13 protein-coding genes and 1 pseudogene are annotated in these 16,057 nt (G+C 67.1%); 2 read left to right on the plus strand and 12 right to left on the minus strand.

Going from position 1 to position 16,057, the window contains the following annotated elements; all coding sequences use genetic code 11:
- Window positions 1-452: 452 nt before the first annotated feature.
- Window positions 453-598, minus strand: a pseudogene (locus QRN40_RS08440) (ATP-binding protein); the annotation flags it as partial.
- Window positions 599-781: 183 nt separating this feature from the next.
- Entirely contained in the window at window positions 782-1,561 is a 780-nt protein-coding gene (gene atpB, locus QRN40_RS08445) for a F0F1 ATP synthase subunit A (protein ID WP_285115129.1), read from the minus strand.
- A gap of 227 nt (window positions 1,562-1,788) precedes the next feature.
- Here atpB and hemQ point away from each other — a divergent pair, with 227 nt between their 5' ends.
- Window positions 1,789-2,511, plus strand: a complete 723-nt coding sequence (gene hemQ / locus QRN40_RS08450) for a hydrogen peroxide-dependent heme synthase (protein ID WP_285115130.1) — start codon at window positions 1,789-1,791, stop codon at window positions 2,509-2,511.
- 528 nt (window positions 2,512-3,039) lie between these two features.
- Here hemQ and QRN40_RS08455 read toward each other — a convergent pair.
- The 10 genes from QRN40_RS08455 to QRN40_RS08500 form a co-directional block, all read right to left on the minus strand.
- Window positions 3,040-4,194 carry a GGDEF domain-containing protein gene (locus QRN40_RS08455; protein WP_285115131.1) on the minus strand — a complete coding sequence of 385 codons (1,155 nt, stop codon included), beginning with the start codon at window positions 4,192-4,194 and terminating at the stop codon, window positions 3,040-3,042.
- On the minus strand, window positions 4,191-4,919 hold the full coding sequence (locus tag QRN40_RS08460; RefSeq protein ID WP_285115132.1) for an alpha/beta fold hydrolase: 729 nt from the start codon (window positions 4,917-4,919) through the stop codon (window positions 4,191-4,193). Before QRN40_RS08460 ends, QRN40_RS08455 begins: the two co-directional genes overlap by 4 nt.
- Window positions 4,920-4,985: 66 nt before the next feature.
- The gene (locus tag QRN40_RS08465) at window positions 4,986-6,155 is read right to left on the minus strand and encodes an enolase C-terminal domain-like protein (RefSeq protein WP_285115134.1); all 1,170 of its coding nucleotides are present in this window, start codon (window positions 6,153-6,155) and stop codon (window positions 4,986-4,988) included.
- Entirely contained in the window at window positions 6,145-7,980 is a 1,836-nt protein-coding gene (locus QRN40_RS08470; RefSeq protein WP_285115135.1) for a thiamine pyrophosphate-requiring protein, read from the minus strand. The genes QRN40_RS08465 and QRN40_RS08470 overlap by 11 nt, the downstream gene beginning before the upstream one ends.
- Window positions 7,981-8,006: 26 nt before the next feature.
- Window positions 8,007-9,671, minus strand: a complete 1,665-nt coding sequence (locus QRN40_RS08475) for a GMC family oxidoreductase (protein ID WP_285115136.1) — start codon at window positions 9,669-9,671, stop codon at window positions 8,007-8,009.
- Complete coding sequence (locus tag QRN40_RS08480; RefSeq protein ID WP_285115137.1) at window positions 9,668-10,315, minus strand: gluconate 2-dehydrogenase subunit 3 family protein; 648 nt, start codon at window positions 10,313-10,315, stop codon at window positions 9,668-9,670. The genes QRN40_RS08475 and QRN40_RS08480 overlap by 4 nt, the downstream gene beginning before the upstream one ends.
- Window positions 10,312-10,767, minus strand: coding sequence for a hypothetical protein (locus tag QRN40_RS08485; RefSeq protein ID WP_285115138.1), 456 nt, complete (start codon window positions 10,765-10,767; stop codon window positions 10,312-10,314). Before QRN40_RS08485 ends, QRN40_RS08480 begins: the two co-directional genes overlap by 4 nt.
- Window positions 10,764-12,080 carry an NAD(P)/FAD-dependent oxidoreductase gene (locus QRN40_RS08490; protein WP_285115139.1) on the minus strand — a complete coding sequence of 439 codons (1,317 nt, stop codon included), beginning with the start codon at window positions 12,078-12,080 and terminating at the stop codon, window positions 10,764-10,766. Before QRN40_RS08490 ends, QRN40_RS08485 begins: the two co-directional genes overlap by 4 nt.
- Before the next feature lie 18 nt (window positions 12,081-12,098).
- Window positions 12,099-13,901: a glycoside hydrolase family 15 protein gene (locus tag QRN40_RS08495; RefSeq protein WP_285115140.1), complete on the minus strand. Its 1,803-nt coding sequence runs from the start codon at window positions 13,899-13,901 to the stop codon at window positions 12,099-12,101.
- Complete coding sequence (locus QRN40_RS08500) at window positions 13,898-14,665, minus strand: glucose 1-dehydrogenase (protein ID WP_285115141.1); 768 nt, start codon at window positions 14,663-14,665, stop codon at window positions 13,898-13,900. The genes QRN40_RS08495 and QRN40_RS08500 overlap by 4 nt, the downstream gene beginning before the upstream one ends.
- Window positions 14,666-15,150: 485 nt before the next feature.
- On the opposite strand from QRN40_RS08500, the gene QRN40_RS08505 reads away from it, so the two are divergent.
- On the plus strand, window positions 15,151-16,011 hold the full coding sequence (locus QRN40_RS08505) for a flavin reductase family protein (protein WP_285115142.1): 861 nt from the start codon (window positions 15,151-15,153) through the stop codon (window positions 16,009-16,011).
- Window positions 16,012-16,057 lie beyond the last annotated feature (46 nt).

Here is a 16,057-nt window from a genome sequence, read left to right on the forward strand (position 1 = left end):
AATGCTCATGCCGAGACGCTCCTTCTTCATCCGGTCTTTGACGAACAAGGTGGGAAGCATGTTCGCGTGGTTGAGCGTGCGATTGACGAACTTGGTTTGACGGATGGCGGGACGCTGCCCGAGATCTTTTCCGCTGCGGCGGATCAGGGGCTCAAACTGTGTCCACCCGAGACGGACCCATATTTGAGGTCGGCGGGGTCCGTGCAGGCCGAATAGCCCAACTCTGTGCTGTCCGCTGGACATTCCCCGGAGGGCGCTCTGGTAGTGGCTTCAGCCCCGCGCTGTGATGATGTCGAATATCCCAAGGGCTTCTACTTGCGTGCGGTCGATGGCCAGCAGTGGCTGCCCGGCTGTCGATGCTACGACTTGTATGTTCACTCGCCCGCAGACCGGTTCGCGTTCTGCCGGGTCAACTAACTCGGCCGACCTCTCGCGGTCCGGGTGTGCTGGGGTCAGCAGGAGTCGGTGGCGGTTTTGATGATGTGGCCGTTGAACGTGAGCCAGTCGACGATCGCAGCGCAGAGGCTGGGATCTGTGAAGGTCTTGGTCCAGCCGAAGAACGCTCGTTGGAGGCGATCGCGACGGAGGCTTTCTCCTCGCACCGAGGAGACGTGATCAAGCGGAAAGCATCTGGAATCAGGCCGGCCCTCGAGCTTTTCGATCGTCGACTGGTCGGTTATGGTATCCAAGCCGTCCCGATTCAGCTGTGCGCGCGGCCACCCTACCGAGGGTGAGGCCCATGATAAACAGCGGGGCCATTTCAAGCAGGACGACCGCGAGATCAGTGGGTTTCCGCGACCGCCAATTGGATGTAGACACCGGTGAGCAGGGCGAAGATATACGCCTGCAATACGCCGACGAGGATTTCCATCAGCGTGAACGCGAACGCGAAGACCATGGTGCCGATGCCGAACAGCTTGAACAAGCCGGGGGCCTCGAACAGGAACCATTCGGTGCCGGAGAAGAACAGCACGAGCAGCAAGTGACCAACAACCATGTTCATCATCAACCGGAGGATCAGGGTCACTGGCCGGATCAGGAACGTCGAGATCACTTCGATGGGTGTGACGATGATGTACAGGGGCCATGGCACCCCAGGTGGGAAGAGTGCGTTGCGGAAGAAGCCGGCCGGGCTGTGCCGGATACCGGCGTAGATGAACGCGACATAGCTGGCGATGGCGAGCACCAAGGGCACTCCGATTACCGACGAGCCTGCCAGATTAAGGCCCGGGACGATGCTGGTGAGGTTGAAGAACAGCACCATGAAGAAGATCGTCGTCAGAAGGGGGAGGAAGCGTCTACCGTCTTTCTTCCCTAAGAGGTCCTCAGCGATGTTGACGCGGACGAAGTCAAGGCCGAATTCGATGATGCTCTGCCAGCGCCCGGGTACGAGCTTCAGCCGCCATGTGCCCAGACCGAACACGAGTATGACGGCGAGGGTGGCTACCAGGCGGATGACTGTGACGCGGTTGATCTCGAACGGAGTTCCTGCGAACAAGAGAGCGGGTGGAAAGAACTCGTTGATGGACGGTCCGGAGAATCCGGAGTCGGCGAGGATCACTTGGAGTCTACTTTCGAGGCATTCGGGCGCGGACCCTGATCGTCGTGGGGCTGCGCGGCGGTCTCCGACGGCGGTGCCACTATCCTAGTAGTGTTAATTGCGGGCACGCAAAGATTGCGAAACCGCAGACGCGTGGTGTTCCCGCATGCGGGTCGCCAGGCTAGGAGAACTGCGGTTGCTGATCTGGTGCCCGCGCGCGCCTACGCAGACGAGGAAAGGGTTTAACCGTGAGCAACCCAGCTCCCAGGACAACGGATCAAGCTAACGTTTTCGAGGTCTCTGGTGGTTTTGCGCTGTGGGCTGTGCTGCGCCAGGCTCCGGTCCGTGTCGACCATCTCGTGGGCGCGGACGTGTCGAACGTCGTCGAGGAGCTCGAGAGGGTGATCGCCGAACTGGGGCGGGAGAACGTCACCACCCGTGGCCTGTACGATGTCTCAGGCCTGCGCGCCGACGCTGATATCATGATCTGGCTGCACGGTCCCGATGCAGAGGGGCTGCAGTGGGGGTTACGTCAGCTGCGCGCCACCCGCCTGTTCAGACGGTTGCTTCCCACGTGGAACGCCATGGCTGTGCACCGCGAGGCTGAGTTCAACAAGACGCACGTGCCCGGTTTCTTGCGCGGTAACGCGCCGAAAGCGTGGCTCACCGTCTATTCGTTCGTTCGTAGTCGAGAGTGGTATCTCCTGACGGCTGAGGAGCGTGGGCGAATGCTCGCTGAGCATGGCCGGAAGGGTGCCGCTTTTCGTTCCGTGCTGGCCAACACGGCGGCGTCGTTCGCGCTAGGCGACTACGAGTGGATCCTCGCGTTCGAGTCGGATCAGCTGACCGACCTCGTGGACCTGATGCGCGACCTGCGGCAGACGGAAGCGCGGCGTCACGTGCGCGAGGAGGTCCCCTTCTTCACGGGGCGCCGTGTCGAGCCGGCGCACGTCGTGGAGATCCTTCACTAGCCCGCGCGCTCGATGCCGCGTCCGAAGCGGCCGCGGTTGAGCGTCGCCAGCCGGTGCGCTGTCGGGCACTTGTTGCGCCTCTGCGCCGAAGCGAGGGCCACTGGTAAGGTTACCCGAAATTGCGCGTGCGCAAGCGTTGTCGTCCTACGTGGGGCGGTCTTGCCTATCCCGAGGATGAGTTGAGTTGGAGTGACTTGGTCGTATGTGAGGGTCCACGGGACTCGGTACGGTCCGTTGGCGGATCCGCAGGCCACAGAAGTCGCGATCCGTTCTGCCATTGCGCGCGGTGGCGAGTTCATCGCGCGTCCCTTGAATGGGCGAGAGGTTCGGGTCTTGGTGACGCGCGGTGTGCCAGTGCGGTTTGAGACGCTCCACCTCAGGACGAGGTGGAGTCGGCTGGCGCGGTCGGAGTGGAGACCGTGGTGTTCGACGAGGACGCATTCGGCGAGTGGCGGATCTAGCTGGTCCCCAAGTCAGAAGCGCATTCGGCGGCAACCGGAGTCACTAAACGGATTTCGGTTCTCGAATTCACGGGTGAGTGATAAGGCTGACCCGGTCTTTGCCCCGGTTGTTGGATCGGTACATGGCTTGGTCCGCGGTGCGAAGCAGGTCCGTTGCGGTCAGGGTGTTGCTGGTGTCCGGGGGGTGGACGGTGACGCCGACACTCGCAGTAAGGGGCGTCGTCCACCCGTCACCCTGGCTTGGGTGTTTGATCTCGGTGCGGATGCGCTCGGCGACGGCGAGTGCTTCGACTTGGGTGGTGTGCTGACAGACGACGATGAATTCGTCTCTTCCGAACCGGCACACGAGGTCTCCGGATCGCACACTGCCGGTGATGCGGGATGCGACGGTGGCCAGGACGGCGTCGCCGGCACTGTGGCCGAACTTGTCGTTGATCGATTTGAAACTGTCTAGGTCGATGAAGATCAACGCGAGTGACTCTAGGTCACTGCCGACCGTTTGGACGCTGCTGCTGATGTGGGTTCGCAGCAGGATCCGGTTGGCGAGCCCGGTGAGCGGGTCGTACAACGCAAGCGCCGCGAGCTCGGCTTGCAGCTTGAGCTGCGCCAGGACTTGCGCGGCCTGCCGACATAGCGCGCTTACCAGGTAGACGGTGTGGGGGTCCGCTGCCTGTTCGCGGGAGAAGAAGCAAGCCAAGGAACCGACGACTTCGCGCCCGCGAAGAAGCGGCGCAATGAGCAGGGATTCGAGATGGGCGCCGTCGAGTGCCGCCACTACATCCGGGTCCGTGGTGGCAATGCTGCGCGACCAGGTTCGGGATTCGGAAGAGATCCACCCACCAGGTGGCACTACGGGGAACGACTCAGAGTCGAATGGGACGGCGCCGGCGAGCAACTGAGCTTGCCGATTGTTGAGAAACACTGCTGCTGTTTCGGCGCCGACGTCTTCGCGTGCGATCTGCGTCAGGGCGCTGGCCACGTCATCGATCGAGTCGCTGATGCCGAACGTGGCGGCGGCGTTTTGGAGGACGCGCGTCCTGGTTTCGGTTTCTGTGGCGCGGCGTTGAGCGGCGCGCAGGATTCCGTTGTCGCCGTCTCGTTCGGGCGGTTTGAACCCACTGCGCAGAGGTCTGGTTCGCGTGCACGATGACACCACCGGGTGGTAGTCAGAAGACCGCACGGGGGTCGGGTGATAGAGCTGCTCGCCGGTGTCCTCCGTCATGCGCGGGTGGCGTCAGCGTGGATGAAGTCGATTATGCGTTGCCAGTGCCGTCCGATGATGTCTGCACCCCCGTCCACCCGCTGGAGTTGTGCTCGGGGCGCGGCGTGGGCGTACCACTGTGCGTCCTGTACGGTCGCGTATGGGTCACTGGTACCGTAGAGGATCAGCGTGTCGGCTTCGATCCGAAGCTCGGACGCGCCGCGTTCTTCGAAGGCCCGATGGTCGGCGACTGCTCCCGCGTCTCCTTGCGTGGAAGCGGTCGCCAGCATGCGCCGCACTCGGTCGGGGTAGCCGAGGGGCTGCTCTGACATCGCCGTTGCGGTGAGGGGGCCTTCTACTGGGTGGCCGTTTGCTGCTCGTGATGGCGCGGGTGCTGCCACCAAGGCCAGCCTGTCGACGAGTTGCGGGTGGCGGGCTGCGAGTGCGGCTGCGTAGATTCCGCCTTCTCTCCACCCGATGACGCCGATTCCACCGTAGGTGGTGTGCGCAGGGCGCTCTCGCGCGCTCGCTTCGGCTTCGCGCAGGTAACCGGCGAGGTCGTCGACCCATCCGGCCACGCTGATGATTTCTTGTTCCGTTGCCCCGTAGCCTGGGCGTTCGAAGGTCAGTAGGTGAAGGCCGGAGCGCGCCGTCACATCGGGTGCCGGGTCGAAACCGGAGGCGCCGGGGGTCGGGTGAAGGAGTACGGCAAGGCGTTCGCCGGCGGGATCTCCGAGCCCGGTCATACCTACTTCTCGGCCGCTGGGAAGCCGAACCAGCCGATACGTCATTGTGTTCCTCTCTGGTCGTTCTTACTCGGTGTGCGGCGTGTTCCCGGCGGCCGTGTCAGTAGTTGACCGGGTGAACGATGCGACCCGGTACGGTTGGGCGTCCGCTTCCTTGAGCTCGAGCCCGTGCCCGGGAGCTGAGCGGTCCGGTACGAGTTCGCCCCCGCGGAGGGCTGGGACACCGTCGAAGAGGGCTCCGGCGATGCGGGCGTGGTCGTGGAAGTATTCGACGTTGATTGCGCCGTCGAATGCGGCGGCCACGGAAGCGTGCAAGGCGGGAGCAGTGTGGGCGCTGAGGGGGATGCCGTGTGTGCGGGAGAGTGAGGCGGCGATGCGGAACCCGGTGATGCCGCAGCGGGTGGCGTCGGCTTGCAGCACGTCGACGCAGCCTGGTGTGATGAGGTCGCGGAAGTCGGCGGGTGTGTACCCGTATTCGCCGGCGGCGACCCGGATCGGGGCGGGCATCCGATCGCGGAGCAGGCGCAGACCGGTGCGGTCGTCGCTGGACACCGGCTCTTCGAACCAGGTCACGCCGAGGTCGGCGAATCGATCAGCAAGGTGGAGGGCTTGTTTGCGCTCGTAGGCGCCGTTCGCGTCGACGAAGAGCTCCACGTGAGGCCCGATGGCTTCGCGGGCGAGGGCGACGCGGCGCGGGTCGTCGTCCGGCTGGGATCCGACTTTCATCTTGACGGCGCGCAGTCCGTGCTCGGCCCACAAGCCCAGCTGTTCGGTCAGTTCGTGGTCGGTGTAGTCGGTGAAGCCGCCGCTGCCGTAGGCGGCGATGGTGTGGTGCGCGCCGCCCAGATACTGGGTGAGCGGTACTCCGGCAAGGCGGGCGGCCAGGTCGTGCACCGCGATGTCGACGGCCGAGATCGCGGCGGCGCAGAGACCCCGCCACCCGGTGTTGCGGACGGCCCGCGCCATTGCCCAGAAGATGCGCTCGGTGTCGCGGGTGTCCATCCCATCGATCACTGGCCAGAGGATGTCACGGATGACTCCCAGGGTGGCGGTGGGGGCGTGGCTGAAACCGAGCCCGGTCGTGTCGCCGGCCGTCAGGCGTACGACGATCAGGCCGGTGGAGTTCCAGGTGATGGTGCCGTCGCTTTCGGGCCGCTTCCTGCCGAAGGTCGCCGTGGGGATGTGGAACGCGTCAATTGTGAGTGCGCGGAGCCGCGCCCCGTCCTCAGTTCCCATGGTCGTCGCCGTGGTCTGGGTGCAGGGCGTCCTTGACCCGTTCCACCCCCTCGGTGATGAGCGAGGTGGCCGAGTCCTTGATGGCGCCGAGGCCGTCGGGGTCGCCCTTCAGCAGGGCGAGGCCGGTGTTCTTTGCGAACTCGTAGGTGATGTGTGGTGGCAGCGGGGGGATGTTCTTGCCGGTGTGAGCGTCGATGACGGTGACGCCGCGGTGCGCGAGTGCGGTGTCCCAGGCGGCCTCCACCTCGTAGTCTGAGGTGACGGTGATCCCCTGGAAGCCCAGTAGGCGCGCCCAGCCGGCGTAGTCGACGGATTCGACGTCCTGCGAGGTCGACCAGACGGGGTTGGCGTCCTCGGTGCGCATCTCCCAGGAGACCTGCGTGAGGTCGTCGTTGTGGAGGACGAGCACCACGAATGTCGGGTCGTCCCAGCGCGACAGGTATTTCTTGAGGGTGATGAGCTCGTTCATCCCGAGCATCTGGAAAGCGCCGTCGCCGATGGTGCAGACGACGGTGCGGTCGGGGTAGGCGAACTTGGCGGCCTCGGCGTAGGGCATGGCGGCGAGCATGGTGGCGAGGCGTCCGGAGAGGTCGCCGCGCATTCCGTCGCGGAGCCGGATGTAGTGGCCGTACCAGTCGGCGGTGGTGCCGGCGTCGCAGGTGACGATCGCACCGGCCGGGAGGCGCTTGTTCAGTTCGGCGTACACCTTGCGCGGGTTGACGCCGTCGTCGTAGTGCTTCTCGGCCTGGGCGGCGAGCTCGCCGTCCCAGTCGCGCATCTTGTCGGCCACATTCTCCTGCCAGGAGAGGTCCTCCTTCTGACGCAGGAGCGGGAGGAGGCCGGCGAGGGCGGTCTTGACGTCGGCCCAGATGCTGACCTCGGTCGGGTAGCGGAGGCCGAGCTGCTCCGGCCGCAGGTCGATCTGCACTGCGCGGGCCTGGCCGGTCTTCGGCAGGAATTGGCCGTAGGGGTAGTTGGTGCCGAGCAGCACGAGCGTGTCGCAGTCCTGCATCTGGTCGTAGCTGGGCCGGGACCCGAGCAGGCCGACCTGCTGGGTGTGGAACGGGACGTCGCCGGGCACGACCTGCTTGCCGCGGAGCGTCGTGATGACGCCGGCACCGGTCAGCCGGGCTGCCTGCAGGACTTCATCCGTGGCGCCGTCGGCTCCGGCGCCGACGAGGAAGGTGACGCGTTCGCCGGCGTTGATGATGTCGGCGGCGGCCTGCAGCTGCTCGACCGGAGGCGCGATGGCGGTGGACGGTGCGACGGCGCTCGACCGGGACACCCACATCTCGGCTCCGGGCTCGGCCATCTTCATGCCCTGCACGTCGTGGGGGAGGATGATGACGCAGGGCTGCTTGCGCGTGATGGCGACGCGGAAGGCGGTGTCGACGACCGCTTGCGCCTGCTCCGGCGACACGATGGTCTGCACGTACTCGGCGACGTCCGAGAACGCCTGCTCGAGGTTGCTCTCCTGCTGGTTGAACGTGCCGAAGGAGTTGAGACCCTGCTGCCCGACGATCGCGACGACCGGCTGGTTGTCCATCTTGGCGTCGTACAGGCCGTTGATCATGTGGAAGCCGCCGGGGCTGGAGGTGGCGATGCAGACGCCGACCTCGCCGGTGAACTTGGCGTGCGCGGTGGCCATCAGGGCGCAGATCTCCTCATGGGTGGGCCGGATGTACTCGAGGCCTTCGCCCGCCCGCTCGGCTTTGCCGAGCATCCCGTCGAACTCCCCGATGCCGTCACCGGGGAACCCGAACACGCGCCGGACGCCCCACTCCCGGAACCGCCCGATCACGAACTCGCTGACCGTCTGTGCCATGTGTGTCTCTCCTTAGGTCGCCCGATTCAGGGTTCCGGGCGCTCGATGATCCGGTCGGCCGCGCGGGCGGCTACGGCCATGATGGTGAGGGCGGGATTCGCGCTGCCCTGGGTGGGCAGCACGCTCCCGTCGGTGATGAGCAGGTTGGGGACGGCGAACGTCCGGCAGTCCCTGTCCACAACCCCTTCCGTTTCGTTGGCGGCCATGCGGGCGCCGCCGACGAGGTGGGCGTAGCGCTGCACGGTCATGGTCTCCTGTGCGCCGGCGGCCTCGAGGATGCGCTCCATGGTCGCCTGCGCCGCCTTTGCGAGCGCCCGGTCGTTGTCGCACTGCGTGTAGGCGAAGTGGGCGACGGGGAGGCCGTAGCGGTCGGTCTCGTCGGCCAGCGTCACGCGGTTGTCCGGCTGGGCCAGGAACTCGCACAGCGCACCGAGGCACGCCCAGTGCACGTAGTCGGACATGTATCGGCGCAGGTCGGCCCCCCAGTGGCCCTGCGCCATGACGTGCTCCGCCCAGGTGATCGGGAGGGGCGACACGGTCTGGATGGAGTACCCGCGCTTGAAGGGCTTGGTGGGGTCGGTCTCGTAGAACTCCTCGGTGGAGACCTCCGGGGGCGGCGCCTTCCACATCCGGATCTCGTCGGGGAACCGGCCCGCGGTCTGCGGTGCACCCTGCACCATCAGGTAGCGGCCGACCTGGTCGAAGTCGTTGCAGAGGCCGTCCGGGAAGCGCTTCGACGCAGAGTTGAGCAGCAGCCGCGGGGTCTCGATGGAGTACCCGGCGATCGCGACCATCCGCGCCCGCTGGAACCGCGCGACGCCGTCGCGGAAGTAGTGCACGCCGATCGCCCGGCCGGTGCGCTCATCCACCTCGATGGAGGAGACCATGCAGTCGGCACGCACCTCGGCGCCGTGATCGAGCGCGTCCGGGATGTGCGTGATGAGCGGCGACGCCTTCGCGTTGACCTTGCATCCCTGAAGGCAGAAGCCGCGGTAGATGCAGTGCGGCCGGTGCCCGAATCGCCCGTTCGTGATCGCGACCGGGCCGACCTTCGCCGTGATCCCGGCCGCGTTCGCCCCACGCAGGAACGTCTCGCCGTTGCCGGAGACCGGATGCGGACCGTGCGAGTAGGAATGCGGGTCGCCCCACGGCCAGTCCTCGCCGGCGACGGGGAGCTCGTTCTCGATGTCCTCGTAGAACGGGCGGAGCTCGTCGTAGGCGATGGGCCAGTCGGCGCCCACGCCGTCGTTCGTCCGGGTGCGGAAGTCGCTGGGGTGGAAGCGCGGCACGTATCCGGCGTAATGCACCATCGACCCGCCGACGCCGCGACCGGAGTTGTTGGAGCCGAGCGGGACGGGGTCACCGCCGCCGATCTGGCGCGGCTCCGTCCAGTAGAGGTGGTGCGACCCGGCCTCGTCGCTGACCCAGTCGCGCCCCGGGTCCCAGAACGGGCCGGCGTCGAACGCGACCGCGCTCCAGCCGGCACGCGCCAGGCGCTGGAGCAGCACCGAACCTCCGGCGCCGCAGCCGACGATCGCGACGTCCACCTCGTCCGTGTCGGCGTAGCGCCGCATCCTGTCGCGGAGGTCCGGGCGCTCGCGCGACCCGTCGGCGGTGAGCAGCCACGCCGACGCGTTGCGGTCGCGGACCCCGTCCAGAGCCGCCGTCGCGGCTCCGCGGAGTGAGGTCACGAGTAGCCTCCCACCGTCGTGATAGGCAGCTGCGCGGGATGCGCATCCTCCACCTCGAACGGCTCGCGCTTGCCGACGCCGAGGTTCTTGTAGCCGCGTGGGTAGGCGGGGCCGTCGAAGCCGATCTCGTCCCAGGCGCGGGGGTGGCTGTAGAACGCGGTGCACGCGTAGCGGGTCCACAGGCTCCACACCTGGCCGCGGTGGAGGCCGTGCCAGTCGCCGTCGCCGGTGTGCACGGCCTCCAGCACGTCGCGGCGCTGCTCGTGGTCGCACTTTGCGAAGACGCAGCCGTGCGCCTCCCGGGCATCGTCGTCCAGCGCTGCGAGGGTGCGGTGCCACGATTCCTGGTCCGCCGGCATGGTGTCGTAGTGCCAGCCGTCGGTCTGCTTCTCGGCGAGCCGCGCATCCACCATCGCCGTCACGGGGATTCGGTCCTCGCCCTCCTGGCCGAGCAGCTCGTCGAACAGCGCGGTCGCGGTCGCCTGCTCGGCGACGTCGAAGAAGCGGATGTCGGAGGGGCGGCCCACGCGCGCGAGCACGACGGCGCGGGTCTCCTCGTCCCAGTGCGGGGCTTCGTCCAGCACGCGGAACCCGGGGAACCGCTCCGGCACGTCGTCGCCGCGCTGGACGGGCGGGATGCTCACTTCTCGCGCCTCAGGATCGCGGCCAGCAGTCCCATCCCGCCGACCACCGTGACCAGGAGGGGCGCCAGCAGGGGCGGTCCCATCTCCAGGTTGTACCGGGCGTTGCGCCAGCCTCCCGGCTTCTGGGCGACGCCGCGTGCATGCAGGTAGGTCCCCTGGAGGCCGTTCGCGACGATGGTCGCCGCGGCGATCGGCAGCAGGGTCTTCGCGGCGCGCTTGCTGAATACGCCGGCGATACCGGCCGCGGCGCCGATCGGCCCGAGCGCGACCGGCGCCCACATCCACGGGTTGCCGAAGCTCGCCTTGTCGTGCTCGAAGTAGATCTCCGCCGCGGTCACCAGCGATCCGGCCGCGGTCAACCCGGAGAGCGACCGCTCGAACCGCCCGGTCTCGATGTTCCGCACCAGGCGGTCGATGCCATGGAGGGCGGTGGTGGTTTTGCGTGGGGTCATTTGCTGTCCTGTTCCTTCGCTGCCTGGCGGAAACGGTGTTTCGGGTCCGGGAAGGAGCTGACCGGGGCGGTCTGGTTGGCGGTGAGTCCGTTGCCGATCCAACCGAGCACGAGCCGAAGCCGGCGCCCGGGGCCGGGGAGTGCCAGGGCGTGGTACACCTTGTCGACGGCCCAGGCGGGCAGACCATGCAGCGGCAGCCCGCGCAGGACTGCGGCACCGCGCGTGCCGCCGTAGCTGGCCAGCGTGCCCAGGGACCGGTGCCGGTATGCGACAGGCGCGTCGCCGACGAGGACATTCCGGAGGCTGCGCGCGAGTGTCCGCGCTTGGCGGATGGCGTTCTGCGCGTTCGGTGGGTAGAACGCGGGCTGTTGCTGCGCGGTCAGGTCGGGCACCTGCGCGTCGTCGCCGAGACCCCAGGCCCCATCGACGGGGCTCCCGTCGTTGCGGACGACGCGCAGGTACGCATCGCACTGCACGTGGCCCTTTCGCCCACGCGGCACGTCGGTGTGATCGAGGACCGGGTTCGGGGTGACGCCGGCGACCCACACGATGGTGTCCGACGCATGGGTGGAGCCGTCGCTCAGGACGACTTCGCCGTTATGGCAGCTCTTCATTTCGGTGTGGAGCAGCACCCTGATGCCGCGGCGGCGGAGGAGGTCGAGCGTCCAGCCGGACAGTTTTTCGGTGAGTTCGGAGGCGATGCGCCCGGCTGCCTCGACCAGCACCCAGTCCATGCGTTCCCCGTACAGTTTCGGGTAGCGACGGAATTCCGTGACCGCAAGTCGTTGGAGCTCGGCGATCGCCTCGACTCCGGTGTAGCCGCCGCCGACGAACACGAAGGTCAACGCCCGGCGCCGCTCTGCCGGGTCGCTGGTGGCGGCAGCGAACTGGATGCGGTCAAGGACGTGATCGCGGAGGAAGGCGGCCTCCTCGATGCTGGAGAACCCGATTCCGTTTTCGCTCAGACCGGGGATGGGCAGCGTCTTCGTCACCGCGCCGAGCGCGAACACGACGTGGTCGTAGTGGATGGGCCGCTGCGTGCCGTCGAGGGTGCGGATGACGGCGACTTTCCCGCTGGTGTCAACCGAGGCGACCGACCCCGGCACCAGCTCGGTGTGTTTGAGAGGGCGGCGGAGGGGGACGACGGTGTCGCGGGGCTGCGTCTCGCCGCCGGCGACCTCGGGTAGCAGCGGTTTATAGGTCAGATACGGTTGCGGGTCCACCACGGTGAGGCGGAGCCGGTTCCGGGCGGCCTCCCGTCGCAGCGCCCTGGCCAGGGTGAAGCCGCCGAACCCGGCGCCGAGCACGAGCACGTGGGGTGGGGTCATCGGTCACTCCTTGCCGATCGGGATGCGGTCTTGGGTGGTGGTCGTGGTGCCGGAGAGCAGGTGGAAGGCGCTGCGCACGAGCGCGAAGTGGCTGTACGCCTGGGGCATGTTTCCCAGCTGCCGGGCAGTGTGCGGGTCCCATTCCTCGCTGAGCAGGCCGACGTCGTTGCGTAAATCCAGAAGTCGCTGGAACAAGGCTTCGGCGTCGTCTCTTCGGCCGGCGCCGATGAGCGCGTCCACCAGCCAGAACGAGCAGGCGAGGAACACCCCCTCCCCGCCCGGGAGGCCGTCGTCGCTGGCTTGGGGGCGGTAGCGCAGCACCAGCCCGTCGTCGGTGAGGTCTTTCTCTATGGCTTCGATTGTGCCGACGACTCGTGGATCGTCGGGCGGGAGGAACCCGACCCGGGGGATCAGCAGCAGGGAGGCATCCAGATCGTTCGACCCGTATGCCTGCACGAACGTGTTCCGCTTCGGGTCGTAGCCGTTTTCCAGGATGTCGCGGCGGATTTTCGCCCGCAGCCGCTCCCACTGGCGTACCGGGCCGGGAAGGTTGAACTGGTGGGCGCCGTCGATCATGCGGTCGACGGCGACCCATGCCATGACTTTCGAATGGGTGAAATGGCGGCGTGGGCCGCGCATCTCCCACAGCCCGTTGTCCGGCTCTTGCCAGTGCTCAGCCAGATGGCTGACGAGGGCGCGCTGTACGTCCCACGCGTCCTCGCCTGCGCCGATGGTGGTGCGGGTGAGAGAGAGGCCGTCAAGAACTTCACCCCAGACATCGAGTTGCAGCTGTTCCGCGGCGGCGTTTCCGACACGGACGGGCGTGGAATGATCGAACCCGGCCAGCCAGTCCAGTGCCTGTTCTGGGAGGCGGCGCCGGCCGTCGAGTCCGTACATGATGCGCAGGTCTGCGGGGTCACCGGCGACCGCGCGGACCAACCAGTTGCGCCACGAACTGGCCTCGTCGGTGTAGCCGGCGGTCAGAAGCGACTGCAGGGCGAGGGTCGCATCGCGCAGCCAGCAGAAACGGTAGTCCCAGTTGCGTGGCCCGCCGGGCTGCTCCGGCAGGGAGGTGGTCGGCGCGGCCACGATGCCGCCGGTCGGGAGGTAGGTCAGCGCCTTGAGGGTGATCAGTGAGCGTTGGATGGCATCGCGATGCGCGCCGTACGCGTTGCTCTGACTGCTCCAACGGGTCCAGAACAATTCCGTCGAGGCCAACGCCGTCTCCGGATCGGTTGGCTCTGGTTCCTCCTCGTGGCTGGGGTACCAGGTGAGCGCGAATGCGACGCGGTCGCCCGGGTTGACGGTGAAGTCGGCGACGGTGCGGAAGTCGCGGCCGCCCAGGGGCACGTCTGAGGAGATCAGCACCGCGTCCGGCCCGGCGACCGCTCGAACCCCGCGGTCCGTTTTCGTCACCCAGGGAACGACATGCCCGTAGTCGAAGCGCAGTATCAGCTCGAACTGCATCGCCACCGTCCCGGAAACGCTCTCGACGATCCGTACGAGGTCGGCCGCCCGGTCACGCACCGGCATGAAATCGATGATGCGCACGACCCCGTCGGCGGTCTCCCACTCAGTCTCCAGGACCAGGGTGTCGCCGCGGTAGCGGCGACGCGTGCAACGACCGCTACCGGCGGGTGCGATCCGCCACCGTCCGGCCGCCTCGGTGTCAAGGAGGGCGGCGAAGCAGGCGGCGGAGTCGAACCGGGGCAGGCACAGCCAATCGATCGACCCGGTGACCGACACCATCGCCGCCGTGTGCAGGTCGCCGATCATCGCATAGTCCTCGATCCGCGGTGCGCTCACAGGCCCACACTTCCGTGCATGATGCCGCCATCCACGAAAACGGTGGTGGCGGTCAGGTACGAGCCGCCGTCGGAAATCACGAAGGCAACGACGTCACCGATCTGCGCGGGATCTGCCACCGTCCGTAGGGGAATGCTGTTCTCGAGCTTCTGGCGGAGCGAGTCGTCCTTCATGGTGGCGCTGTTGATCGGCGTGTTCACCGCGCCGGGCGCCACGTTGACCACACGCACGCCGTGCGGGCCCAGCTCCACTCCGGCGGTGCGGGTAAGCATCCGCATCCCGCCTTTCGCCACGCAGTAGCTGAGGTTGCCGGGCATCGGCCAGTCCTCGTGCACCGACGACACATTCACGACGATGCCCCCGGATCCTTGCTCGATGAACCGTTTCGCTGCCCGCTGGGTGCCGAAGACCGCGCTCTTGAGATCGACGGCCATCACCTCCTCGAAGGCATCCTCGGTGACCTCCAGAAGGCTGTGCCGTTTTTCGATGCCCGCGTTGTTAACGAAGGCGTCCAGGTGCCCGAATTCGTCGACGGCGGTCTGGATGAGCTTGTCGATATCGGCCGGCGAGCTCGCGTCGGCCTCGACACCGACGGCGCGACCGCCGGCGGCAGTGATTTCCGCGACTAAGTCCGCCGTGTCCTCCGGCCGGGCCACGTAATCGATGACCACGGCGGCCCCGGCCGCTGCCACGCACCGCACGATCGCTGCGCCGATCCCGCTGTTGCCGCCGGTCACGACAACGCTCTTGCCACTCAAGTCCACGATGGTCCTCCTCGGTCCGCCGCCCATTGAACCATGCGTTTGCGCAAATGCAACTGTTTTCGGGGGAGCACCCAGCGGCTCCCCGGCGCGTGTGATGGTCGGCAGCGATGGCGAAGCTGATTGAGGAGGTGTGGCCCGATGGACGGCTCCCTGCCGGCAAGGCTGAGGCGGTCGCTCCGGCCCTCGGTGTCCCTCAACCGGCGCTCCAGGCGCGCTTGGCCGCGTCGAAGGCGTCGCGACCGACCGAAGCGGGGAGGGGGTTGGGGCGTCCCCTCCCCGCCCGCACCGGGTTGGTTTACACAACCGGTGGCTCATGCGCACGCGCATGAGGTTCTGCGGTGATCTGCCCCGTCGGCCCGCAGCGGCTGACTCGCCCTGCGGTCGAGGCCACTCCAAAGCGCCGGGCTGCCCTTGGCACACGGGCGTGGATGCTGAGATCGGGCATTCAGTGTCTCCCGACCGAAACGGCGCACTTCCACATCGCTATGATGATTGTCACGCAACGTTTGCGATTGCGCAATGGAAGTGATGTGGGACATGAAGCGTACGCGTATGGATCGACGATGAACGCTTCTGATCCGCTCGGCGCACCGGGCCGAGGTCACGCTCGGGTGCATCAGGCGGTGAGCCCACCCAATCTCTACGCGGGCACTCCCGTGCTGCTGCTGGCCTCGAGTAACGGCGACGGCACCGCCAACCTTGCCCCCGCTTCCTCGTACTGGGCGCTCGGACGGATGCTCGCTCTCGGCCTGGAGACCGACGGTCAGACTCTCGCCAACATTCTCGATCGTCCGCAGCTGACGGTGAACTTCCCGTCGCCGGCGCTATGGTCTGCGGTCGAGCGGATCGCTGACCTGACGGGGAGGTCGGAGGTGCCGGAGGGGAAGCTCGGGCGGTACGCATACTGTGCCGACAAGTTTGCGGCGGCCGGCCTGACGCCGCAAACTTCCGACCTAGTCGACCCGCCGCGGGTGCGTGAATGCTCGCTGCAGATTGAGGCGGAAGTGCGGCGGGTGACGCCAGGGGTGAGCGGTGACTATGCGATTGCCGAGGCGGAGGTTGTCCGGGTGCACGCCGACAGGAGCATCATTCGTGAGGGTGACCGAATCGACCCGCTGGCATGGCGGCCGATGATTTACAGCTTCCGGACCTACTTCCAGCTCGGCGAACCGGTCGGCGCACGCGGCGCCGCCCTTCCCGAGCCCGCTGAAGAGGGCAAGAAAGTGGGCGGCGCGGTTGAGTCGGAGGGCGGCGACCCGGCCTGCTGGCTTGCCCTGATCTGCCCAGATTGTGGTGCGGTGGGGGAGGCGCCCGGCGCATGCCGCTGCTGTGAAGCGGCTAGCTAACCGCTCACACAGGCACGACGCCCTGAAACGAGCGGGGCCAGTCAGG

Origin of the sequence: Leifsonia sp. fls2-241-R2A-40a, from assembly GCF_030209575.1 — a bacterium.
Lineage (GTDB): Bacteria > Actinomycetota > Actinomycetes > Actinomycetales > Microbacteriaceae > Leifsonia.

Coding starts and splice junctions, on each gene's coding strand:
- QRN40_RS08470 (WP_285115135.1), bottom strand. CDS start 7,980: ATGGCACAGACGGTCAGCGAGTTCGTGATCGGGCGGTTCCGGGAGTGG.
- QRN40_RS08455 (WP_285115131.1), bottom strand. CDS start 4,194: ATGACGGAGGACACCGGCGAGCAGCTCTATCACCCGACCCCCGTGCGG.
- QRN40_RS08505 (WP_285115142.1), top strand. CDS start 15,151: ATGATGATTGTCACGCAACGTTTGCGATTGCGCAATGGAAGTGATGTG.
- QRN40_RS08465 (WP_285115134.1), bottom strand. CDS start 6,155: ATGGGAACTGAGGACGGGGCGCGGCTCCGCGCACTCACAATTGACGCG.
- QRN40_RS08460 (WP_285115132.1), bottom strand. CDS start 4,919: ATGACCGGGCTCGGAGATCCCGCCGGCGAACGCCTTGCCGTACTCCTT.
- QRN40_RS08485 (WP_285115138.1), bottom strand. CDS start 10,767: ATGACCCCACGCAAAACCACCACCGCCCTCCATGGCATCGACCGCCTG.